Source organism: Magnetococcales bacterium (assembly GCA_015231755.1).
Classification (GTDB): Bacteria; Pseudomonadota; Magnetococcia; order Magnetococcales; family Magnetaquicoccaceae; genus Magnetaquiglobus.
The window spans coordinates 25,279-48,053 of sequence record JADGAZ010000015.1 but is presented as its reverse complement, the minus strand read 5'-3'; the positions used below and the strand labels follow the sequence as shown (position 1 = coordinate 48,053).

The following is a 22,775-nucleotide window of genomic DNA, read 5'->3' as shown; positions in this document are numbered from 1 at the left end:
CATGAATCTAAGGTTGAGAAATCCGGTCGCAGCGGACAAAAATTTCTGCTATGTTTTGGTTCTTTCGATCATTGGGTGTACATCTTCGTTCCACGGGAGGCGTGATCATGGCTCACATTATTGACGGCAAACGGATTGCCGCCGAAATTCGGGAAACCTTGCGTCAGGAGGTCCAGTGGTTGCGGGAGCAGCGCGGTCTGGTGCCCGGTCTGGCTGTGATCATTGTGGGTGACGATCCGGCTTCCAAGGTTTATGTCCGCATGAAACGCCAAGCCTGCGAAAATGCCGGAATCGCTTCGTTTCATCATGAACTGCCTGGCGACGTGTCGGAAGGGGCTTTGTTGGATTTGATTCATCGACTCAACGCCGACCCCGCCGTACATGGCATTCTCACCCAATTGCCGTTGCCGGGGCACATTTCGGAACGGGCGGTTTTGGAAACCATCTCTCCGTTCAAGGATGTGGATGGCTTTCATCCCTATAATGTGGGTCTGTTGTCCATTGGCAAGCCAATGTTTCCCCCTTGTACTCCATTCGGGGTGATGGAGTTGCTGCGCGTCGAAGGGATTGATCCCAAATCCCGTCATGTGGTGGTGGTGGGACGTTCCAATATCGTGGGCAAGCCCATGGCTTTGCTGATGCTGGCGGCGGATGCCACGGTGACGGTTTGCCATTCCCGCAGCGTGGATTTGCCAGGATTGGTTCGTTCGGCGGATATTCTGGTGGCTGCAGTGGGCAGACCCCGCATGATTCCGGGAGAGTGGATCCGGGAAGGGGCGGTGGTGATCGATGTGGGTACCAATCGTCTGGCGGATGGCTCGTTGTGCGGGGATGTGGATTTTGCTGCCGCGGCGGAACGGGCCTCTTACATCACCCCGTCACCGGGAGGCGTGGGACCGATGACGATTGCGATGTTGTTGCAAAACACCGTCAAAAGCCTGAGACGCACCCACGGGCTGTAATGGTCGTTACTATTAAAAACAAAGAGGGGGTCTGGGGGATTCATCCCCCAGAGTTTTAATCTTTTAGAATAACAATATTTAATTTTTATTTTTAAAAGACAAAAAATTCAAAACCCTGGGGGATGAATCCCCCAGACCCCTTCTTTTTTTTAAATGGTTTATTGGCGGCGGAACTCGAATGCGAGAGATTCGGATCCCCGGGTGACCCGGAACTGCATGGTCTCAGCCGTTCCGAGTTTTCCCAGGACTTCCATGCCCTTCATGGGATCGGTCAACTCCACCCCGTTCACCCAATTCACGACATCCCCGGCCTGAACCCCGAATTGTTCCAGAAACTTCGGATCCGATCCCGGAAACAACTGTACCCCATTGAATTGCCCTTTCACAAATACCGGCTCGATGCGTATATTTTCCAGAATGCTTTCCGGTCTGGACTCGAACTGCCCCCACAGTTTACCAATCAACGCCTGTGTTTCCGCCGAAACTTTGCTCTGGGCCGCCGGTTCTTCCGCCTTGGCATTCCCCTCGCTGCCCAACTTGGGCAATCGCAAGGTTTCCAACTTGCCGTGATTGTCCAAGACCACACGATCCCATTCGATTCCGCGAATCAACGCCGGTCCCACCTCATCCCCCACCCCATAAGCCCCTTCGGGAATATTCGTGCCTGCGATCATGGCCCGTGGCACGACCGAATTGTCCGTCGCGGACAAGATCCCCAACAGCTTGGCCTCCAGACGGGTGACTGGTGCATTCGTGACCTTTTGCGGGACGACAAGCGCATCGGGTTTGGCCTGGCCAAACAGACCCGCCAAGCCCTGCATTTCCCCCCTGCCCGACTTTTCCCCGGATGGTGTGGCTATCCCCCCTGCCCGACTTTCAACAGCCGGATCGATACGGCTCCATTCTCCCTGGATTCCCCGCCAGGTCCAGTCAGCCAACTCCCAGGCCAACAAGGCAATCAAGGGCAGATTGATCAGCGGCAGTGCGCGGACCATCCATCCGGAAGTGGATTTTTTTCCTGCCCTCACAATTGACCTTTCAGCAGTTTATCGGCCAAGGCTTCCAACTCATCCAGGCTGGAATATTCCACGATCACTTTGCCCTTGCCGCGCAAATGGGTGATGGCCACCTGAGCGCCCAGGGTCTCGGTCAATCGACTTTCAATGGACAAGATCATTGGATCCTTTTTGCGTCCCCGATTGGATGGGGTCACTTCCACCTCTTCGGTCGTTTCGGACTCATTTGCCTGCTCTGCCGCGCTTTCTGTTTCCATGGCCCGGGCCATGGTTTCCGTTTGTCGGACGGATAACTCCTTGGCCAACACTTCGGAGGCCAGACGTTCCATGAGTTCCGGTTTTTCTTCCAGGCGCAATAAAGCGCGGGCATGACCTGTGGAGAGGGTTCCGGACTCGATCAGTCCCAGAATCGACTCCGGCAGGCGCAGCAGACGCAACAGATTGGTGATGGTTTCGCGGCTTTTGCCGATACGCTGGGCAGCTTTTTTATGACTGTATCCGAACTTTTCGATCAACTCCGAACATCCTCTGGCGACTTCCACGGGGTTGAGATCTTCCCGTTGCACGTTTTCGAGGATGGAGGCTTCGAGTGCCTGCCGGTCATTCCAGTTGCGCAGCAAAGCCGGGACTTCCAGAAGTCCAGCCATTTTGGCGGCCCGCCAGCGGCGTTCTCCGGCGACCAGTTGATACACCTCATCGAATCCCCGTTTGGGCCGCACGAGAATGGGCAACAGGATGCCCTGTTCCCGAATGGAGAGTTCCAGTTCACGCAGGGACTCTTCCGAGAAATTTTGACGGGGTTGATTGGGATTGGGTTGAATCTGGTCGATGGGAATCAGCAGCACCTTTTCTTGCAAGGGGATGGTGTGTGCCGCGTCCCCCAGCAAGGCAGCCAGTCCTTGTCCCATGCCGGATTGGGTATTTTTCATGATTGCATTTCCTTCTGAAGCAGTTCCAGCGTTAAATTTTGATAGGCCAAGGCACCAGGCGACCAGGGATGATACCAGACTCCCGGTCGTCCAAAGCGTGGTGCCATATTGAGAATGGGGTCGCGGGGAATGACCGTCTCCAGGGTCAAGGCCCCGAGATGAGCGCGAATTTCTTTTTCGATTTCCAGGTTGTGCTGGTTATGTGGTTCGTGCATGGTGAGGAGAATGCCATCCACTTCCAGCGATTTATTGATATTTTTTTTGATGATTTCGATGGTCTTGAGCACTTGGCTCAATCCTTCCATGGCGTAGAATTCGCATTGCAGCGGAATTAAAACCCCATGGGCGGCGGCCAGAGCGTTCACGGTCAGCAGGCCCAACGAGGGGGGACAATCGATGAGAATCCAGTCGTATTCCTGTTCGATGTGTTTGAGGCGTTCTCGCAGGCGGAATTCCCGGTTGCGGGTATTGACCAATTCTATCTCGGCTCCGCTCAAGTCGGCGGTCGAAGGAATGACCCCCAGGTGCGTGGCGCCCAGGATGCTGCGGGTGGCTTCCCGTATGGTTCCTTGTCCGGTGATGACATCGTAGATGGTGGGTTGACCATTTTCTTTTGGGATGCCATAGCCGGTGGTGGCATTGCCTTGAGGATCGAAATCCACCAACAGGGTTTTCTTGCCAGAGGCGGCGGCTGTGGCGGCCAGATTGACCGCCGTGGTAGTTTTGCCCACTCCTCCCTTGCGGTTGACGATGGCGATAATCCGATTCATGGGTGCATACCTGTTTCACGTGAAACCATCCGCATCTGGATGATCATACCCTCCGGGTTGTGGGGTATGGGATGGATGGTGGGTGATGTGAAATATTTTTCGAGTTTGGAATTTTTGAAAATATGGATTTCATCCGGGGCGTTACGGCCTTTCATGGCAAGGCAGACGCCATCGGGTTTCAGGAGGGATCGTGAAAGTTTGGCAATGATTTCCAGGCTGGCCAGGGCGCGGCAGGTGGTGATGTCGTAGGTATGTGAATCCGGGTGTAATTCTTCGACGCGTTGCTTGTGGATGTGGGCGCGATCGATCAGTTGCAGTTCTGTGGCGATATAGTTAAGAAATCGGCTTTTTTTTTGATTGGCCTCGTAGAGATGAAATTGTCGGGAAGGTGGTGAGAGCATGGCGAGGATCAATCCGGGAAGACCGGCACCGGATCCCATGTCAGCGATTTTGGCTGTTTCCGGGAGGAGGGGGATCAGGGAGACCGAATCCAGAATATGTCGGGAAAGCAGGTCATGGACCGCCGCAGGTCCGATTAGGTTATAGGTTCGATTCCATTCCAGCAGGTATTGGGTATAGCGTTGCAATTGTTGTTGGACCCTATCATTCAAAGGGTATCCAAGAACCAGTTGAATGCTATTGAAGCAACCTTCCCAATCATAATCCATAGTGCCGTCATTCCTGTTTTTAACAATTAAAAAAAAAGAGGGGGTCTGGGGGATTCATCCCCCAGGGTTCTCTTTTTCAAAATCACAATTTCATCTCAACCCTCAATTTTCATGGCCTTCAGCGTTTGGAGGGGGTGGGGGGATGGGTTTTCAAGTGGATCATCAGCACCGACAGGGAGGCCGGTGTGGATCCGGGGACCCGGTAGGCTTGTCCGAGTGTACGGGGTTTGATCTTCATCCATTTTTGTTTCATTTCTGTGGACAATCCGGGCACGGCCATCCAATCGAAATCTTCCGGCAGTTCCATGGATTCCGCTTTGCGAAAGCGGTTGATTTCTTCTTGTTGTCGGGTCAAGTAGCCTTCGTATCCAGCTTCGGCATTCAGGATTCCTTTGATTTCGTCAGCGGCAGTTCCCAGGCCTGCTTTTTGGAAGACATCTTCCGAGCTTATCTCTTCGCCCCGGAGCCAATCCCAGGCGGTTTTGCGGTCTTTTCCGTTTGTCAATCCTGTTTCACTGGCGTGGATCTTGATAGCGCGAAGCATGTTTCGTGCTTCGTGGAGCGTATCCTGTTTTTTCTGAAATTTGACCCATCGCGCCTCATCCACCAATCCAATTTTTCGTCCCAGCGGGGTCAATCGGGTATCGGCGTTATCCGAGCGCAGTAGTAGGCGGAATTCGGCGCGGGAGGTGAACATGCGATAGGGTTCATCGACCCCTTTGGTCACCAGGTCATCGATCATGACGCCGATATAGCTTTCGGAGCGATCGAAGCGGATCGGGGGGAGATTGCGGTGGTGGCGCACGGCTTGGATTCCGGCCACCAGTCCTTGGGCGGCGGCTTCTTCGTAGCCGGTGGTGCCATTGATTTGTCCTGCCAGATATAGTCCTTTCACCCCTTTGACGGCGAGGGCGTCATTGAGTTGGGTGGGATCCACCATATCGTATTCGATAGCGTATCCCGGTCGCAGGATCACGGCCTGTTCCAGTCCTTCCATGGAGTGGATCATATCGAGTTGGACATCGATAGGCAGGCTGGTGGAGATGCCATTGGGATAGATTTCTTTGGTGCGCCATCCTTCCGGTTCCAGGAAGATCTGGTGTCGTTCACGTTCTTTGAAGCGCACGACTTTGTCTTCGATGGACGGGCAATAGCGGGGTCCGATTCCTTTGATTTGTCCCGAGTAGAGTGGGGCGCGGTGAAGATTATCAAGAATCAGTTCATGGGTTTTTTCGCTGGTGAAGGTGATATGGCACACCACCTGTGGGCGTTGGATGGAGGGAGTCATGAAGGAGAAGGGGACTGGTGGATTTTCGCCGGGTTGGGGTTCCAGTCGTGACCAATCGATGGAGCGGCCATCGAGTCTGGGGGGGGTTCCGGTTTTCAGGCGATGGATTTCCAGTCCCAGTTCCCGCAGGGAGTTGCTGAGGGTCATGCTGGGTGCATCTCCCAGGCGTCCGGCGGGGAAGGTGCGTTCACCGATATGGGCGAGTCCTTGCAGGAAGGTTCCAGTGGTGAGGACGACGGCGGACGCACGGCAGTCATAGCCCCAATCGGTGGTGATGCCGCATACGGTTTGGTTTTCGATGATGAGGCTGACGGCTTCGCCCTGGCGGAGGGTGAGGTTTGGGAGAGATTCCAGGCTGGTTCGGGTTTCGCGTCGATAGTCCAGTTTATCCATTTGGGCGCGTGGGCCGTGTACGGCGGGGCCTTTGCTGCGGTTGAGGATGCGAAAGTGGATACCTGCGCGGTCTGCCAGGGTTGCCATGAGGCCGCCGAGGGCATCGATTTCGCGCACTAGGTGGCCTTTGCCCAAGCCGCCGATGGCGGGATTACAGGACATTTGGCCGATGGTATCGAGGTTTTGGGTCAGCAGGAGCGTCTGTGCGCCCATGCGTGCGGCTGCGTAGGCGGCCTCGCAGCCGGCGTGGCCGCCGCCGACAATGATGATATCGAAGTGATGGGTGGCGGGCATGGTATTGGATGGTGAGAGGTTTCACGTGAAACAGTTTCACAGATACTATCAAAAGCCAGCAAGGCTCGCAATAACTATTAAAAAAAAAGAGAGGGTCTGGGGGATTCCTCCCCCAGGGTTTTGACTTTGAGCTTTTGACTTTCTTGTTTTGCCTTTGACGCGCTTTTCAAAAAAGCTTTTTTCTCGTTTTTTGAGAAAAAAGCGCAAGCGCGCATCAAGGAAATGCATTTGATCTTTTTGATTTGCCTTTTGAGAAAAAAGCGCAAGCGCGTGGCCAATTTTCACTCGTTTTTATGTGAGTGAGAATGGCTGTGAATTGTTTTCGTCTTTTGGAAAATGTGTTGATTTTACAAGGTGAGCACTGGATTTGAATGGGCGAATTGGAAAGTATGTGTTGATTTTACAAGGTGAGTACTGGATTTGAATGGGCAAGAAGAGGGATCGATTGAGGCGTTGTCGCTGGGGGAGGGCTGAGAGCGCGCTGCGCTTTTTTCGCTGTGCGAAAAAAGCTTTTGTAAAAGCGCGCTAAAGTCAAAAGAAGAAAGTCAAAGTCCTGGGGGAAGAATCCCCCAGACCCTCTCTTTTTTTTCAATAGTTTGATTTGAGAAATCTATTTGCCAATGCAAAAAGTGGAGAAAATGCGATCCAATAGATCTTCCTGTGTAACATGCCCAACCAATTCACCTAATGCCTCCAAAGCAACCCTCAATGGAAGCGACGTGACCTCACCCGGCTTGCCGTGAATGATCCAAGCCTCACACTCAGCCAACGCCTTCACCGCACGCGCCAACGCCTCTTTCTGACGCACCACCATGATCACCGCACCTTCACCATCCAATGGCATCGGCAATAACCGCTCGGCAATCATACCCTCCAAAACCTCCATCCCGTCACCCGTGACGGAACTGACACGCACCATCGGCCAATCACCAGGGCAGACCAACGCATGCTCCCCGGCGTACAGATCCATCTTGTTCCAAATGATCAGAGAATCCTGCCCCAAACCCTGAACCAACACACGATCCTCATCGGTCCATCCAACCTCAGCATCCAAAACCAATAATACCCCATCCGCCCGCACCATCTGCTCACGGGTCAATTGAATCCCCTCCGCCTCCACCGGTTCGTCCGTCACCCGCAACCCCGCCGTATCCAGCAAGGTCACCGGGAATCCCCGAATCTCCACATGACTGTCAATGCAATCCCGTGTGGTCCCCGGCACCGGCGAGACGATCGCCCGTTTTCGACCCAACATCCGATTGAATAAACTGGATTTGCCCACATTGGGGCGACCGATGATGATCAGATGAAATCCATCCTGTAAGCGAATCCCCATCGACGCCCCCCGAAGGAGACTCCCCAACAACTCGGAGACTTCACTGATTTCTTTCAACAAGCCAGCAGAGGGCAGGGGGACAACATCTTCGTCGGAGAAATCCAGACTGGCTTCCAGATGGGCTAAAACGGTAAGCAATTGGTCGCGTGCATGATTAATTCGTTCGGAGAGGGATCCCTCCATTTGACGCACCGCCTCCCGTGCCGAACGCAACGAGGAGGCGTTGATCAAGGCGGCAATGGCTTCGGCCTGGGTGAGATCCATCTTGCCGTTCAAACAGGCCCGTCGGGTGAACTCCCCAGGTCTGGCGGGACGGATTCCGGCGGCGCTCAGACGCTCCAGGATGCGTTGAACCACCACCGGAGACCCATGTCCCTGCAATTCCACCACATCCTCACCCGTGTAGGAGTGGGGAGCGGGAAACCAGACCATCATCACCTGATCCAGAAGCACCGGTTCCGGATCGTCCACCACATCCAAGCGTCTGAGCTGTCGCGGCTTGAGATCCTCCAAAGCCACCGATCGCCCCCCCGGACGCCTCAACAAAGGCAACAATCGGGAAATCAAACCGGCTCCGCTCATACGGATGATCGCAACCGCCGACGTGCCGGGCGGCGTGGCCAACGCCGCGATCGGCTCGTCGTCGAACAACACGCAAGAACCCATCATCGGGTCATTTGGACTCCAACTTCATGATGTACCCCTGCTGGGCAATGGACAGCACATTGTTGACCAGCCAATACAGCACCAGTCCAGCCGGGAAACTCAAAAACATCACCGTGAAAATCACCGGCAAAAAGAGCATCACCTTGGCCTGGATCGGATCCGGCGGGGCCGGGTTCAATTTGGTCTGAATCATCATGGAGATGCCCATGAGGATCGGCAGGACGTAATAAGGATCCATCACCGACAGATCGTGAATCCAGAAAACCAATGGGGCGTGCCGCATCTCGATGGAGAGAAACAACACCTTGTACAAGGCGAAAAAGACCGGAATCTGCACAATGATCGGCAAACATCCACCCAGCGGGTTGACCTTGTTGTCTTGATACAGACGCATGGTCTCTTGCTGCAACATGGCCTTGTCGTGGGCGTAAAGCTTTTTCAACTCCTCCATCTTGGGGGCGAGCTTCTTCATGGCGTTCATCGAGCGGTAGCTCTTGGTGGCCAAGGGGAAGAACAGCAGCTTGATGATCACCGTCAACAGAATGATCGCCATGCCGTAGTTATGAATGAAGTCGTTGAAGAACAACAAAACCTTGACCAGGGGCACCGCCAGGAAATGGAACCAGCCATAATCGATGGACCGCTCCAGTTTCAGACCGGAGGCTTCCAGGGTACGCACCTCCTTGGGACCGATGAACAGACGGGTGGATTTTTCCAAAGAACCGCCGGCCTGCAACTCCTGTTTGCTGGCCACGACACCGATGCGATGGGTGGGTTCGTCGTAATCGAAATAGAATTTCTTCATGCCACCGGACTGATCGGGCACCAGGGCGGCCAGGAAATATTTATCGCTGAAGCCTGCCCAACCCTCTTGGGCATTGACGCGCTGATCCTGTTTTTTGAGTTCCTCGTACACATGCTGCACGCGCACCGAGTCCAGATAACCCATGGGCCCCTGGAAGTCGGATACCGCCATGGCCTGTTTGTCATCGAGCTTGGGTTCGATACGGGCAAAGTGGGCAAAGTGAAACAACGAGACCGGTTTGTCCGTGGTATTGATCACCCGGTCGGTGGTGGTGACCAGGTAGGAACCGGCTTCAAAGGAGAATTTTTTCTCGAATTTCAGACCTTTGCCATTATCCCACTCCAGGGTGAGGGGGGCGTTGGGGCCGACGGGACCACTGCCGGAACGGGTCCAGACACTCTTGCGGGTGGGGAGTTCCACCCCCACCTCGCCCAGATAGCCACTCTCCTCAAAGAACAGATGGGCTCCGGCGGGAGACATGAATTCGATGGGTTTGCCTTCCGGGGGGAGATGATCCAGGTATTTCAGGAAGCTCACCTGGGAAAGCGACGCCCCCACATTGGAAACATGACCAGCCATCACACCGTTTTCAAACGCGAAGCGTTGTTCGTTGGCATTGGGTGTGGATCCGGGGATGGTCTGGGCGTGCAGGGCTTGCGGGGGCTTGGCGGCCTCCACGTTGGCCTGTTCCTGGACCTTTTTCTCGACGGATTGGGTCTCCTTGTTTTCTTTGCTGTCTTTGTTCTCTTTGCCCTGCTCCACGGTTGGTTGGGGCGGGGGCAGATAGATATCCGAGAACGTCTGAAAAGCGATCAGAAGAATGAATGACAAGGTGATGGCCAGGAGAGTGCGCTGGTCCATGGCGATTATCCTAGTAACCGATTCAAGGGACGGGGTCGAGTCCGCCAGGGTGGAATGGATGGCATTTGCCCAATCGACGCAGGGTGAGCCAGCTTCCCTTCATCGCCCCGTATCGTGTCACGGCTTCGGCGGCGTAGTGGGAGCAAGTCGGGTAAAAGCGGCAACTGCTCGGCAGCACGGGTGAAATCACCAGCTGGTAGAAACGGATGATGCCGAGCAGTAGTTTGTGCATGATGATCTTTATCAAACAGGTACGCGTACTTCGTGATGGGCGAGCAGTTCCCGCAGATTGAGGCTCAGATCCGCGTTGACCGTTTGACCCGCCAGGGGTTTGGCGATGACGATACACTCCAGGCCGGGTTTCAGCATGGGTCTGCGGAGTCGGAACATTTCGCGAATGATCCGCTTCACCCGGTTGCGCTGTACCGCGTTACCCACCTTGCGACTGACCGTGATGCCCATGCGGGTGGGTTCGAGTGGGACATCACGGGTCAGCAGAATGAAATAGCGCGAAGTGAATCGGCGTCCCCGGGACGAAACCTGTTGAAATTCCCGGGAAGTCAGAAGCCTCGCCGATTTCGGAAACCGGAAATCTGCGGGAGTCGGCATGCGTTACGGGATCAGTTTGTGACGTCCCTTGGCGCGACGGCGGGACAGCACCGCGCGGCCATCGTGGGTGGCCATGCGGGCACGGAACCCGTGGGTGCGATTGCGACGGATTTTGCTGGGTTGATAGGTTCTTTTCACTGGTGGGAATCCTTCTTTCCATGATTTGTATTGAACGGACCATCCATTATGCGATACTCTGCGTGACGGGTCAAGTCTGTCGCATGGATTGTTTTAATGGATTGAAAAAAAAGCGGGGGTTTGAGGGATTCTTCCCCCAGGGTTTTGACTTTAAAATAAATTTATTGTGATTTTTGGTTTTGAAGGACTCAAAGCAAAACCCTGGAGGATGAATCCTCCAGACCTCCTCTTTTTTTTTCAACAGGGCGGGATGATCACGCATTGGATGTTTTGCGCCGGGATCGGGGGTGCGTTGTTCGCCTCGGTGGTGCTGACCTGGAACTGGCCCTGGCTGACCACCTTGCTGCTGCTGGTCATTCTTTATGCCCAATCCCGTTTCGATCCCCACCCCAACGACCGTCGGGCCATGCTCGCCGCCGCCCTTCTGGGCACTCCCGCCGAAGCGGTCAGCGTCCATCTGGGTGAATGGATCTATCACGGCCCCAACCTGATTCTGGGGCTGCCGGTTTGGATTCCTCTCATCTGGGCCAATCTTTTTGCCCTTTACCGCCGTCTCGGACGGGTCATTCATGCCGCGATTCCCGCTCACGGATCCAGTCGCGACCGGTTTTTTGATTTTTTGGCTCTTCTGGTGGCCCTGTACGCCTTCGCCACCCTGGCCTTGATGAACAAAATGCCCCTCGTCTATCTGCTTTACGCTGGATTTCTCATCACCATGGCCGGATACTGGCGTGAAGAACGGGATCTGTTGCACTTTGTCATCGGGGCGCTTTTGGGCACCCTGGGGGAGTACACCTGTGTGCAACTGGGATACTGGCACTATTACAATCCCTATTTTCAGTCTTTGGGGGTGGACATCACCCTGGCCATGGATTGGGGCTTGAGCACGGTCATCATTCACCGCATCGCCGAAAATCGTACCCGGGGAGCTGCCTGAACCATGTATCCGATTCTGGGTCGACTGGGGGATCTGACCTTTTACACTTACGGCTTCGTGATGATGGTCTCCTTGTTTCTGGTCCACTTTCTGGCGGTCCGGGGACGGGATCCGGAACTGCTGGAACGGACCCATCTGGGGGATATCAGTTTTTTGGTGGTTTTTTCCATCTGGTTCGGCGGGGGATTGCTCTCCATGGCGTTTGCCCCCGATCTCTCCTGGTCCACCCTGCGGGCCAACCTGGATCCCACACGGTTGCAAAATCTGGGCACCATGGCCATCACCGGGGCGTTCACGGTGTCGCTGTGGGGATATTGTCTCTGGAAGGGGTTGCCGTTTTGGCGGGTGCTGGATTTTCTCATGCCCTATTTCATTCTGGGCTATGGCCTGCAACGGACTTTCGGCTGTTTTTCCGCGGGATGCTGCCATGGCGTGGCCACGGAAATGCCCTGGGGCGTGATTTTTGGAACCACCCCTTGGGGCGGTCCGCCGCCGGGACTCAAGGTTCATCCAACTCAATTGTATATGGGATTGGCGGCCATCGCGTCGAGCCGATGGTTGCTCGGTCAACGCCTGCGCCTGAAAGATGCCCCCGGCAGCCTCACCGGTCTGGCCATCGTGGCTTTGTTCGGGGTCTATTTCCTGGTCACCTTCTGGCGCGCAGACCTGAAAGGCTCCGTGCTGCTGTGGGGACTGGAGACCAGTCAGCTCTTCTCTGGCGCCCTCACCCTGCTGGGGATGCTGCTTTGGAGGATTTCTCTGTGGCGTTCCCGTTTCCGGGCGCCTTGATTCCGGAAATCAATCCAAAGTCAGGGTGGCGGAATTTTCGATGTAACGGTTGAACACCTCCAGATTGAACGCCTTTTTGTATTTTTTCTTCAAGGTCTGGAAAAAATCACATTGAAAACAGTCCCGCTTGCTGCGGTTGGCCAGGGATTCGCAGGAGTTGACCCGGTCCGTGGGAGCCAGGGTGCCGACAATGAAAATACAGGCCCGTCCCCCGTTTTTGCCTCCCAGAAAGCCGTCCGCCAATGCGAATGTCGCTACCGGGCAGGTTCCCAGCTTGGTCTCCTTGGAGCCTCCAGGCTCGCGGCCACATTGGTTTTTCTCCCAGCAATTCTTCATCGTACTCCTCCGCTTTGATGAATCGATCAATTTCAATTAACAAAAGAGCAGATTGCATGCCAGAATGACAATTTTTTATTTCCATGAAATTCAATAGGTTGCAAAATCGCTTCTGTCGCGATTGTTAAGTATTCATGCGAATGATTGGTCTGTTTTGGGAAATTTGCGAAAAATTGAATTTTATCAATAGAATGAGAATGTAAAAAATTTTTACAGGTGCAATTTTTTTTACACCTCTCCCCCTGATCTTCCCATCAAGCCTTGACCCTCCGATCCTCCTCATTTGAGAATCCCTTCACCCAGGCTTTAATATCCTTTAGACCTTTCAGGAGTGAAAAAATCACCATGAAACGCCTGATTCAGATTCTCACCCCCTCCGATTCCACCTTTTCGCCCATGACCTTCACCCGTCAACCCGTGGTGCAACGCTTCTGGTATGGGGGACTGGTGGCGGGATTGGCGGGGTTTTCGTTGGGTTTTGCCCTGTGGATGTGGCAACACGGGGTGCTGGCGGTGAGCGGTGACTATTTTTTTTACAAGCTGTGGCACGCCCGGATGCAGATCATGGGATTTTTGGGGTCGTTTCTGCTGGGTTTCGCCCTGCAATCCGGACCTCACGTGGCCGGAGGCAAACCACCGCCCTCCCGGAGTCTGTTGCATTTGTGTCATCTGTTGTGGGCCGGGTTGCTGGTTTCCGGGTTTCCTTTCGCACCGTTGGCCACCTTGGGGGATCTGGTGGTGAGCGTGGTCTATGGCGGGGCCGGATACTTTTTGTATCGGGTCACCTCTGAGGGCAACCCGAAACTGCGTCTGCCCCGGGGATATCCGCTGGCCGCAGGCATGACCCTGATGGCCATCGCTCCCTGGTTGCCTTTGGAAGATCCGGGGGTGGCGTTGTTCGTGTTGTGGTGTGGACCGATCACCATGGCTTTGGTGGCGGCCCAGCAATTGATTCAAAACGTCATGGGCGGGACTTTGCTCCAGGATCGTGGGGCGCGGCGTTTTGTCGTGGCCCTCGGGGTGGCCTGGATCTGTTCGGCGTGGGCGGCTTTCACCCCGTGGGGATCCTGGCGTCTGGCGGGGGCCGGATGGCTGATGACGCTGCTGCTGCTGCTCCACGGCACCGGATTCATTCCGGCGGCCCGTGGATTCGGTTGGGCCTCGATCAACGTCACCTTGTCTTTGGGATTTTTCCACGGGGTGGCCGGGGCGCTTTGGCTGCTGCTGGGAACGGGATCCTTGGATGTGGCGGTGCATCTGCTGGGAGCCGCCTTCCTGACCACCTTGATCATGGGGGTGACGGTGCGGGTGACGGGCTTTTTTTCCGCCGGAGCGGTGTTGTCGGATCGGGCCACCTCGTATCTGGTGGGATTGTGGGCCGTGGTGGCCTGGAGCCGGAGTTTCTCGCCGGTCTGGCCCATGGACGAAGGGTGGACCCTGTGGATGAGTCTGGCGGGTGCCACCCTGCTGGGTGTGTGGGGCGTGCGCACCGGATATCGGCTGTTCAAGATCAGCGAGCTGGTGCCGGTGAGTCTGGGGGGCAAAAAGGAGTGAGGGTGTGGTTTGGGGGCCTGTTGTTGCCCATGGTCTTTTGACTGTGTTGCGTGCGGATGGATCCGGTGCCGGGAGGGGACAGGCTGGGTCGGGTGGATCCGGATCCTTCCGGCGTGACAGGTCTGATCGCCGGTTTTGGCCCTCGGACCTCTCCAGCTTCCAGGCCGGAACGTGGCCGAAAATCGAAAAAATCAGACCCGGGAACGCTTGTACGATCTTGCGCACCTCGCAAGAACTCCTTTATTCTGACATGTGCTTTTCTGATGGCATGGTGTCGGTTGCCGCAGTTTGATATCATGGCATGGGGGAGCCTGATTTTGTCACTTTTTGATCTGGAGGTTCGTGAAATGGCCGTGTTGGGAAAACAGGGATTGGCATTGGGACTGCTGGGGGCGTTGTTGATCGCCACCACGCTGTGGGCTTCGGATTCCCCCCCGGCTGAGAGTGTCCGTCCTCCTTTGAATCATGTCCCTGCGGCCAATTGCGGCGAGTGTCATCAGGAGATCTATCGTCAGTGGCAAGGCTCCATGCATGCCAAAAGCACGGCCTTGACCGATCCGATTCACGGCGCGGTCTATCGGATGGAAGCCGGTGAGCCGACCGAAGAGGGGGTGACCCACAAGGTGACCAAAGCCTTCCCGGCCTGCTTGCAATGTCATGCCCCGATCGCCGCCCGGGACAAAACCACCAAGCTCGACGCCAAACCCATGTACGCCGAAGGGGTCAACTGCGTGGCCTGTCACACCATGACCGCCTTCAAGGGGGTCGTGGGAGAGGGGGGCAAACCCACTCTGGGCGCCTCGGCTTATGAATATTCCAAAGACAACCTGCGGGGGCCGGAAGGGGTTTTCAACGGCAAGCAACCCGTCAAGGCGCCGGGTGGCGGAGATGAACCCAAGGTCAACGCCTTCACCCATCGGGCCAATTCGGAGCTGTTCAAGACTTCCGATATTTGTCTGGGCTGTCACCAGACCATGATCAATCCCCAGAAAGTGGCGGTCTGCACGGTCGGTGATCTGCTGTTGGGCAAGGAGGTCAAGGAGACCAAGGTCAAGGGCAAGGATGTCAAGGAGACCCGGGATGTGGTTGCTCCCACCTGTCAATCCTGTCACATGCCGGTACTCAACGGATTTGCCAGTCATGAGATTCTCGGCGGGCATGACCCGGCCAAGGTGCGCAAGTCCGTGGCCCTTTCCATGTACGCCGAGGATAAAGGCTCCAAGCTTCAGGCCACGATCATCCTGAAAAACACCCTTCTGCACTCCATGCCCAGCAGCGCGCCGTTTCGCAACATGGTGCTGAAGGTCACGGCCCTCAACGACAAGGGCGAGGTGGTCTGGAGCAACTTCAAGGAGGATCCGGACAAGGAGGATCCCCAATCCCTTCTGATCCTCAAGCTGCTCAACAACGAAGGCCATTCGGTCATGCCGCCCCAGGCCACCAAACTCGGCGCCGACAGCCGTCTGAAACCGGGTGAAAAGCGGGTACTGCACTATGCGGTTCCCGCCGCCGGGGTCAAGACCATTCGCGCCGAACTGTTTTACAATCTGGTCACCAAACCGATGCTGGAAAAAATCGGCGAACAGCTTCCGGAAGATCTGAAAAAACCGGCCCTGGTCGGTCAGGCCGAGACGGTTTTGTAGTCTGGAACACGATCAATCCCCGCAGTCCCACCGAGAGGGAAGCCGACGCTTCCCTCTCGGGAATTCAGACCATCCATCCGGATCGGCCCGAAAAAATGACCCTGCCTCACCCCAGAAAAATCATCCTGATCGGAACCATCCCATCCATCGAACGTCAAAGCGGTTTGACATTGCGGTAGGAGATTTCCAGAGCGAGTCGGGTTTCAGCGCTTTTTTCCGGACTGTCAGGATGCGTTTCGGCGGGGGATTGGTTGGATGAAATCCTGTTGAATGCGGGAAAGGCGCTGGAGCTTCATCTGTCCGCCATGTTCCGGGATGACGAAGCCATCCCTCTCCCCTCGGCGTTGGACGCCATGGAACCGGATCCGGAGGTTGTGGGAGGTCTTGCGCACGTTGGTGGGGGGGAGACGCCTGCCCGATGGGTCAATGTGAATATCGCCATGGACGACACCCTTTTGCATCGCCGTGGAAGCCCTGAGACCGGAGAAGCGAAACCGAAGAAACCGGGAAGTGACTGAAAACTCGTGGAGTTCCGTTCGCCAGACACCTTGTCTGCCTCTTGAGGTGTCTGGCGAACGGCTTGTAAAGCGGCGGGGCGATGCGGTTTAGCGGGCGCCCTTGGCGGCGTACTGCTGTTTGCCGTACTTCTGCATGAAGCGTTCCACGCGACCGGCGGTGTCCACGAGCTTATGCTTGCCGGTGTAGAAGGGATGGCACTCGGAGCAGACGCCCAGAGTGAGATCCGAACCGGTGGAGCGGGTTTTGAAGACGTGGCTGCAACCGATGCAGGTGTAGGTTACGTCTTTGTACTGGGGATGGATATCGTTTTTCATGGATGTCATTCCTTGACCGTCAATTGTTCATGCTGGCGAAAAATTCCTCATTATTCTTCGTGGCCTTGATTTTGTCCAGGAGGAAAGACATGGAATCTTGGGCCCCCATGGGCAGGAGGATGCGTCGCAGCACCCAAAGTTTGCTCAAATCGTCTTTATCGATCAGGAGTTCCTCTTTGCGGGTGGCGGAGCGGGCGATGTCGATGGCCGGGAAAATGCGGCGTTCCACCAGTTTGCGATCGAGGCTCACCTCCATGTTGCCGGTGCCTTTGAACTCCTCGAAGATCACCTCGTCCATGCGGGAACCGGTTTCCACCAAGGCCGTGGCGATGATGGTCAGGGAGCCGCCCTCTTCGATGTTGCGTGCGGCGCCGAAGAACCGTTTGGGGCGTTGCAGGGCATTGGCGTCGATACCGCCGGAAAGCACCTTGCCCGAAGACGGAGCCACGGTGTTGTAGGCCCGGGCCAAACGGGTGATGGAGTCCAGCAGGATCACCACGTCGCGTTTGTGTTCCACCAGGCGTTTGGCTTTTTCGATGACCATTTCCGCCACCTGGACGTGACGGGTGGCCGGTTCGTCGAAGGTGGAGGAGACCACTTCGCCCCGGACCGACCGTTTCATGTCGGTGACCTCTTCGGGCCGTTCGTCGATGAGCAGCACCTGGAGGATCACTTCGGGATGGTTTTCGGCGATGGAGTGGGCGATGCTCTGCATGAGCATGGTCTTGCCGGTACGGGGCTGGGCCACGATCAGGCCCCGCTGCCCCTTGCCGATGGGACACAACAGGTCGATCACCCGGGTACCCGCATCCTTGTTGGCGGAGGAGTCGGGCAGTTCCATGATCAGCCGCTCGTCCGGATACAAGGGGGTGAGGTTGTCGAAGTTGATCTTGTTGCGGGCCTTGATGGGATCTTCGTAGTTGATCTTTTCGACCCGCAGCAGCGCGAAATAGCGTTCGCTTTCTTTGGGGGAGCGGATCTGACCTTCCACCACGTCGCCGGTGCGCAGTCCGAAACGGCGGATTTGCGAGGGGGAGACGTAGATGTCGTCCGGACCGGGCAGATAGTTGGTATCCGGAGCGCGCAGAAAGCCAAAGCCGTCCTGAAGCACCTCCAGCACCCCTTCGGCGTAGATTTGCGCGTTGTTGTTGGCGCTTTCGGCCTTGAGGATGGCGTAGATCAACTCCTGCTTGCGCATCCCCATGAGACCTTCCACGTTGAGCGCAGAAGCCATCTCCGACAGGGTGGTGACCGGCAGGGCCTTCAGATCGCTTAAATGGGTGATGGGGGGTCGATCGGGTTTGCTGCTGGCTGTCGCGGGTTGGTCCGTCGTCGCCGGTTCGCGGCGGGCGGGTGTGGGTGGCGCAGTGTCGTCGTCTCCGGGAAAGGGAGGTTGCGCCATATCCGCCGGGTCGGCGAGGGGATCGTTCTGGGGATGTATACGTTTTTTTGGCATGCTGGTGGAAGTTGTCTTAAGGATTTGAGTAACAAAAACCGTTCAAGGCACGTCTTTCCAAGGCACTCGGAAGGTCGGGCAGGGAACGGCATGGGCATGAAAGCGGGTAATTCGTTTCAAACGCGCGATCATTCGCTGCGCGGTCATTTGAGTCGGGATCAATTGGGTTGATCGGGTGTCGGGAGATCTTGAGGCTTCGGGGCGATCCACGATCTGGCACGTTCCGACACGTGCATGATTTTACATTTTGTTGCAGGTCGATTTGCGTTAATTTATGCGGGTATTTTGTGAAAGTCAATAACAAAATCGTCCACAGTTGAAAATATCATGTCAGGAATTTAAGAAAGAGCGCCATTGCAGGGGCCAAGCCGGTTGAATGGGGGATTTTTGGGCGAGAATGGTGGCCCATACCGGCAGCAATTGGGTGGAAAGTTCGGCGGGATCGTGGCGGTTGTCGATGATCCAGTGGGCCTGTCGGCATTTGACCGCTTCCGGCAGCTGCTGGGCGATGATCTGTTGTCGGGTGGTTTCCGACAGTCCGGGACGTTGGGCGAGTCGTTCGTTCTGGTGGTCGCCGCAGGCCACCACCACAATGCCATCGCACAAGGCTGCGGAGCCGGTTTCCAGCAGCAGGGGGATTTCCAGTGCGGCGATGGTTCGGGTATCCGGGGGGGTGGATCGGTCCCATTCGGCCAGGGTGGCGGCCATGGCGCGGAATACCGCCGGATGGACGATGGCTTCCAGTTGGCGGCGTCGGGCCGGATCGGAGAAGATCCGTTGGGCCAGCAGGGACCGGTCGAGGCGACGGGTTGCGGGGGGACCGTCGCCGGTGAGCAGGTCGGCGCCGAAGGCTTTCGTCACTTCGGCCAGGGCCGGAGATCCGGGATCCAGGGCGTTGCGGGCCAGGAGATCGGCATCCAGGGTACGGGCTCCCATCTGTCCGAAAAGACGGGTGACGGTGGATTTGCCGCAGCCGATGGAGCCGGTGATGCCCAGAATGAAGAGCATGGATCGGGTCAGAACATCATCAGGGGACGGCCCAGATACCATCCATAGACCGTCGGGCCGAAATAAAGATATCCCCAGGCCCCCAGGGCCAGATAGGGTCCGAAGGGGATGGGCAGGGAGCGGTCCCGGCCCGACACGGCGATCCACAGCAGTCCCACGAAGCTGCCGATCAGGGCGGCGGCGAAAATGGTGAAGGGCAGAGCCTGCCAGCCGAGCCAGGCGCCGAGCAGGGCGGTGAGCTTGACATCGCCCAGTCCCATGCCTTCCTTTCCGGTGAAGCGTTGGAACAGCCAGCCGAACAGCCACAATCCACCCCCTCCGGCGGTGACTCCGATGAGGGCGTTCTGCCAGGAGGCCAGGGGGGGGAAAAACCATGGCAGCAGGCTCAAGATCACGCCGATGACGATTCCGGGCAGGGTGATGACATCGGGAAGAATGTAGTGTTCAAAGTCGATGACCGTCAGGGTGATCAGGGCGTATCCCAGCACGGTGAGGGCGATTCCCGTGGGGGTGAGGCCGAAGTGGAGCAGGGTGGACAGGGTGAGAAGGGCGGTGAGGGATTCGATGATGGGATAGACCGGCGAAATGGCGGTCTGGCAATGTCGGCAGCGGGCCCGCAGCACAAACCAGCTCAGGATCGGGATGTTGTCGTACCAGGCGATGACGTGGCGACAGGCCGGACAGCGGGAGTTGGGCAGGACCACGCTTTCTTCCAGCGGGATGCGGTGGATGCAAACATTCAGAAAACTGCCCCAGATCGCGCCGATCAGCAGCAACAGGGCCATGAGATCCCAGGACATGTGTGTGTTCCTTGATTTCGGTGGAAGAACTCGGGATACGTTACAGGGTGGCAGGGGATTTGACAATGCCGCTTCAACAGGGTGAAATATCGCCACTCTTGAAAAAAAAGAGGGGGTCTGGGGGATTCATCCCCCAAGAATTTACTTTTTTTATCGTTAAAAACAAAAAAATTCTATCTTGATTAACATTTCAAGTCAAAACCCTGGGGGAGGAATCCCCCAGACCCCTTCTTTGTTTTCACCAATGAAAGGAGCATGGACCATGAGGCTGTTGATCGGAATCATCTGGCTGCTGTGGTGCGGGCCACTGCTGGCCGCCACGGAGGCGATTCCGGTGCGGGATCCGGAACGGGTGGTCTTTTTTGCCCTGGGGGATCAGGGGTCGGGGAGTTCGCATCAAAAGCGGGTGGCCGAGGCCATGGAACAGGTGGCCGCCGCCCGTGGCGGGGTGGATTTCGTGGTGTTGCTGGGGGACAATTTTTATCCCAACGGGGTGCTGTCCGTGACCGATCCCTTGTGGTCTGCGGCGTTCGAGTCGATCTATACCGGCACCGTTCTCGCCAAGACCCCGTTTCTGGCCGTACTGGGCAATCACGACATCCGTTCCGATCCGGAGGCCCAGGTGCTGTATGGTCGGGATCATCTGGGCAGTGGTCGCTGGCGCATGCGGGCCCGTCAGGACTCTTTGGATTTCGGTGTCGCTGCCGGGGGAGGGCCGTTGTTGCGGCTGGTTTTGTTGGATTCCACCCTGCCGATGGCAGAACAGAGCCGTTTCGCCGCTGGCGCCCTGTCATCCGGGAATCCCCTCTGGCGGGTGGTGGCGGCCCATTATCCGTTGCGTTCCAGTGGCGAACACGGCTCCAGCAAAACGTTGTTGTCTGATTTGTTGCCGGTATTGCAATCCACCGCCACGGACGCCTACTTATGCGGGCATGATCACCACATGGAAGTGATCCGTCTGCCCGGCGAGCCGTTGCAGGTGATCTCCGGGGCCGGAGGGCATGTGCTCTACCGGGTGAAAGAACGCCTCCCCGGCTCGGAATTCGCCCTTCAAGGACGGTATGGGTTCGCCCAGGTGGAGGTGGGCAGGCAGGAGCTGTTGGTGACGATGTTCGACGACCGGGGGGCGGTGTTGCACCGGAGTCGGGTGGGGAGATAGGTTGGCGGGTGTTGGGGAAGGGGCAGGGATTGGCAAGGCGCGACCTCCGTTTTTCAAAAGGTGAAAAACGGAGGCCGATACAAGGCTGTGCGCGGCATTTTTTCGCAAACGGCGCGAAAAAAACGTGTTTATAAAGCGCGTTTGAAAGCAAAAGCGAAAGTCAAAATCCTAAAGGAGAGGAATCTCCCAGACCCGCTCTTTTTCTTAATGGTTTTTGATGGGTTTGAATGGTCAGCCTCGCAGGCTTTCGGCGACCCGTTCCGCCATGGTGAGGGTGAGGTCGAGCAGGGATTCGTCGTGGGCCAAAGAGACGAAACCGGCTTCAAAGGCGCTGGGAGCCAAATAGATCCCCTCTTGCAACATGCCGTGGAACCACTGGTTGAAACGCTTCAGATCGCATCGGGTCGCGTCGGTATAGTTGGTGACCGCCTGGGCGTCGGTGAAGAACAGCCCGAACATGGATCCCGCCTGATTGATCACACAGGGAATGTTGTGGGCGCACATCACCTGGGAGAGACCTTTGGTCAGGTAACGGGTTTTGGACTCCAGGGCGGCGTAGACTCCCGGCGCGTCCAGCAGGTCGAGGGTGGCCAGACCCGCGGCCACGGCCAAAGGATTGCCGGAAAGCGTTCCCGCCTGATAGACCGGACCCGAGGGAGCGATCATTTCCATGAGCCGTCGGGGTCCACCGTAGGCCCCCACCGGCAGACCGCCACCGATCACCTTCCCCAGGGTGGTGAGATCCGGTTGAATGGCGTACAGGGTCTGGGCGCCGCCATGGGCCACCCGCAAACCGGTCATCACCTCGTCGAAAATCAACAACGATCCACTGGCGTCGCACACCCGACGCAGACACGCCAGAAAATCCGGCGCCGGCAGCACACATCCCATGTTGCCGGCCACCGGTTCCACGATCACGGCGGCGATCTCCTCGCCCCGCAAGGACCACATGGCCTCCACGGCTTCCAGATCGTTGTAGGGCAGCACCAGCGTGTCCCGGGCCGTGGAACGGGTGATGCCCGGGGAGGTGGGCACTCCGAAGGTGGCGGCTCCGGATCCGGCGGCTACCAGCAATCCATCCGCGTGACCGTGATAACACCCCTCGAACTTCACCAGCAGATCCCGACCCGTGGCCGCCCGGGCCAGACGGACCGCGCTCATCACCGCCTCGGTGCCGGAATTGACCAGACGCACCATCTCCATGCCGGGAAAACGGGCGATGATCCGATCCGCCAGCAGGATTTCCCCCTCGGTGGGAGCGCCGAAGGAACACCCCCCTTCCGCCGCCTTGCAGATGGCCTCCACCACCGCCGGATGGGCATGACCGACGATCAACGGACCCCAGGAACCGACATAATCCACATAGGTTTTGCCATCCACGTCCGTGATCAGGGCGCCCTTGCCCGAGCGGATGAAGGGGGGAGTGCCCCCGACCGACTTGAAGGCGCGCACCGGACTGTTGACTCCGCCGGGAATCACCTGTTGTGCCTTGAGAAACAACGCTTCCGAATGCGACATGACCTGA

Annotated in this window: 24 protein-coding genes; 7 read left to right on the top strand and 17 right to left on the bottom strand. The window is 56.8% G+C overall.

Annotation, left to right across the window (positions count from 1 at the left end):
* Positions 1-107 precede the first annotated feature (107 nt).
* A complete protein-coding gene (folD, locus tag HQL98_10975) occupies positions 108-962 on the top strand; it encodes a bifunctional methylenetetrahydrofolate dehydrogenase/methenyltetrahydrofolate cyclohydrolase FolD (GenBank protein ID MBF0272571.1) in 855 nt (284 codons plus the stop codon).
* A 158-nt stretch (positions 963-1,120) separates the two neighbouring features.
* Here folD and HQL98_10970 read toward each other — a convergent pair whose 3' ends face one another.
* The 11 genes from HQL98_10970 to rpmH all read right to left on the bottom strand — a co-directional run bounded on the left by HQL98_10970 (position 1,121) and on the right by rpmH (position 10,735).
* Positions 1,121-1,957: a hypothetical protein gene (locus HQL98_10970; GenBank protein MBF0272570.1), complete on the bottom strand. Its 837-nt coding sequence runs from the start codon at positions 1,955-1,957 to the stop codon at positions 1,121-1,123.
* A 29-nt stretch (positions 1,958-1,986) separates the two neighbouring features.
* Positions 1,987-2,907: a ParB/RepB/Spo0J family partition protein gene (locus tag HQL98_10965; GenBank protein ID MBF0272569.1), complete on the bottom strand. Its 921-nt coding sequence runs from the start codon at positions 2,905-2,907 to the stop codon at positions 1,987-1,989.
* Positions 2,904-3,677 (bottom strand): ParA family protein, encoded by a 774-nt coding sequence (locus HQL98_10960; GenBank protein MBF0272568.1) that lies wholly within the window; start codon positions 3,675-3,677, stop codon positions 2,904-2,906. Before HQL98_10960 ends, HQL98_10965 begins: the two co-directional genes overlap by 4 nt.
* Complete coding sequence (rsmG, locus tag HQL98_10955) at positions 3,674-4,345, bottom strand: 16S rRNA (guanine(527)-N(7))-methyltransferase RsmG (GenBank protein MBF0272567.1); 672 nt, start codon at positions 4,343-4,345, stop codon at positions 3,674-3,676. Before rsmG ends, HQL98_10960 begins: the two co-directional genes overlap by 4 nt.
* A gap of 118 nt (positions 4,346-4,463) precedes the next feature.
* A complete protein-coding gene (mnmG, locus tag HQL98_10950; GenBank protein ID MBF0272566.1) occupies positions 4,464-6,320 on the bottom strand; it encodes a tRNA uridine-5-carboxymethylaminomethyl(34) synthesis enzyme MnmG in 1,857 nt (618 codons plus the stop codon).
* 48 nt (positions 6,321-6,368) lie between these two features.
* Complete coding sequence (locus tag HQL98_10945) at positions 6,369-6,605, bottom strand: hypothetical protein (protein ID MBF0272565.1); 237 nt, start codon at positions 6,603-6,605, stop codon at positions 6,369-6,371.
* Positions 6,606-6,930: 325 nt separating this feature from the next.
* Positions 6,931-8,325, bottom strand: coding sequence for a tRNA uridine-5-carboxymethylaminomethyl(34) synthesis GTPase MnmE (gene mnmE / locus HQL98_10940; protein ID MBF0272564.1), 1,395 nt, complete (start codon positions 8,323-8,325; stop codon positions 6,931-6,933).
* A 4-nt stretch (positions 8,326-8,329) separates the two neighbouring features.
* The gene (gene yidC, locus HQL98_10935; GenBank protein ID MBF0272563.1) at positions 8,330-9,988 is read right to left on the bottom strand and encodes a membrane protein insertase YidC; all 1,659 of its coding nucleotides are present in this window, start codon (positions 9,986-9,988) and stop codon (positions 8,330-8,332) included.
* Between the two features lie 22 nt (positions 9,989-10,010).
* Positions 10,011-10,235, bottom strand: coding sequence for a membrane protein insertion efficiency factor YidD (gene yidD, locus HQL98_10930; GenBank protein ID MBF0272562.1), 225 nt, complete (start codon positions 10,233-10,235; stop codon positions 10,011-10,013).
* On the bottom strand, positions 10,232-10,597 hold the full coding sequence (rnpA, locus tag HQL98_10925) for a ribonuclease P protein component (GenBank protein ID MBF0272561.1): 366 nt from the start codon (positions 10,595-10,597) through the stop codon (positions 10,232-10,234). The genes yidD and rnpA overlap by 4 nt, the downstream gene beginning before the upstream one ends.
* A gap of 3 nt (positions 10,598-10,600) precedes the next feature.
* Positions 10,601-10,735 (bottom strand): 50S ribosomal protein L34, encoded by a 135-nt coding sequence (rpmH, locus tag HQL98_10920; protein ID MBF0272560.1) that lies wholly within the window; start codon positions 10,733-10,735, stop codon positions 10,601-10,603.
* A 265-nt stretch (positions 10,736-11,000) separates the two neighbouring features.
* Here rpmH and HQL98_10915 point away from each other — a divergent pair, with 265 nt between their 5' ends.
* Together HQL98_10915 and HQL98_10910 are read left to right on the top strand one after the other, a co-directional pair.
* Complete coding sequence (locus HQL98_10915) at positions 11,001-11,672, top strand: DUF2878 family protein (GenBank protein ID MBF0272559.1); 672 nt, start codon at positions 11,001-11,003, stop codon at positions 11,670-11,672.
* A 3-nt stretch (positions 11,673-11,675) separates the two neighbouring features.
* Positions 11,676-12,461, top strand: coding sequence for a prolipoprotein diacylglyceryl transferase (locus HQL98_10910; GenBank protein MBF0272558.1), 786 nt, complete (start codon positions 11,676-11,678; stop codon positions 12,459-12,461).
* Between the two features lie 9 nt (positions 12,462-12,470).
* On the opposite strand, the gene HQL98_10905 is transcribed toward HQL98_10910, so the two are convergent.
* A complete protein-coding gene (locus tag HQL98_10905) occupies positions 12,471-12,797 on the bottom strand; it encodes a hypothetical protein (GenBank protein MBF0272557.1) in 327 nt (108 codons plus the stop codon).
* A 345-nt stretch (positions 12,798-13,142) separates the two neighbouring features.
* On the opposite strand from HQL98_10905, the gene HQL98_10900 reads away from it, so the two are divergent.
* The 3 genes from HQL98_10900 (at position 13,143) to HQL98_10890 (ending at position 16,512) form a co-directional block, all read left to right on the top strand.
* Complete coding sequence (locus HQL98_10900) at positions 13,143-14,351, top strand: NnrS family protein (GenBank protein ID MBF0272556.1); 1,209 nt, start codon at positions 13,143-13,145, stop codon at positions 14,349-14,351.
* A gap of 347 nt (positions 14,352-14,698) precedes the next feature.
* Positions 14,699-15,994, top strand: a complete 1,296-nt coding sequence (locus HQL98_10895; protein MBF0272555.1) for a cytochrome c family protein — start codon at positions 14,699-14,701, stop codon at positions 15,992-15,994.
* A 182-nt stretch (positions 15,995-16,176) separates the two neighbouring features.
* Positions 16,177-16,512 carry a type II toxin-antitoxin system HicB family antitoxin gene (locus HQL98_10890; protein ID MBF0272554.1) on the top strand — a complete coding sequence of 112 codons (336 nt, stop codon included), beginning with the start codon at positions 16,177-16,179 and terminating at the stop codon, positions 16,510-16,512.
* 87 nt (positions 16,513-16,599) lie between these two features.
* On the opposite strand, the gene rpmE is transcribed toward HQL98_10890, so the two are convergent.
* From rpmE to HQL98_10870, 4 genes are all read right to left on the bottom strand, one after another.
* A complete protein-coding gene (rpmE, locus tag HQL98_10885) occupies positions 16,600-16,827 on the bottom strand; it encodes a 50S ribosomal protein L31 (GenBank protein MBF0272553.1) in 228 nt (75 codons plus the stop codon).
* A 19-nt stretch (positions 16,828-16,846) separates the two neighbouring features.
* Complete coding sequence (gene rho, locus HQL98_10880) at positions 16,847-18,229, bottom strand: transcription termination factor Rho (protein ID MBF0272552.1); 1,383 nt, start codon at positions 18,227-18,229, stop codon at positions 16,847-16,849.
* A 384-nt stretch (positions 18,230-18,613) separates the two neighbouring features.
* A complete protein-coding gene (locus HQL98_10875) occupies positions 18,614-19,291 on the bottom strand; it encodes a dephospho-CoA kinase (protein ID MBF0272551.1) in 678 nt (225 codons plus the stop codon).
* An 8-nt stretch (positions 19,292-19,299) separates the two neighbouring features.
* Positions 19,300-20,091 (bottom strand): prepilin peptidase, encoded by a 792-nt coding sequence (locus HQL98_10870; GenBank protein ID MBF0272550.1) that lies wholly within the window; start codon positions 20,089-20,091, stop codon positions 19,300-19,302.
* Positions 20,092-20,353: 262 nt separating this feature from the next.
* Between HQL98_10870 and HQL98_10865 the strand changes: the two genes are divergently transcribed.
* Positions 20,354-21,250, top strand: a complete 897-nt coding sequence (locus tag HQL98_10865) for a metallophosphoesterase (GenBank protein ID MBF0272549.1) — start codon at positions 20,354-20,356, stop codon at positions 21,248-21,250.
* Positions 21,251-21,481: 231 nt separating this feature from the next.
* Here HQL98_10865 and hemL read toward each other — a convergent pair whose 3' ends face one another.
* Positions 21,482-22,768 (bottom strand): glutamate-1-semialdehyde 2,1-aminomutase, encoded by a 1,287-nt coding sequence (hemL, locus tag HQL98_10860; GenBank protein MBF0272548.1) that lies wholly within the window; start codon positions 22,766-22,768, stop codon positions 21,482-21,484.
* Positions 22,769-22,775 lie beyond the last annotated feature (7 nt).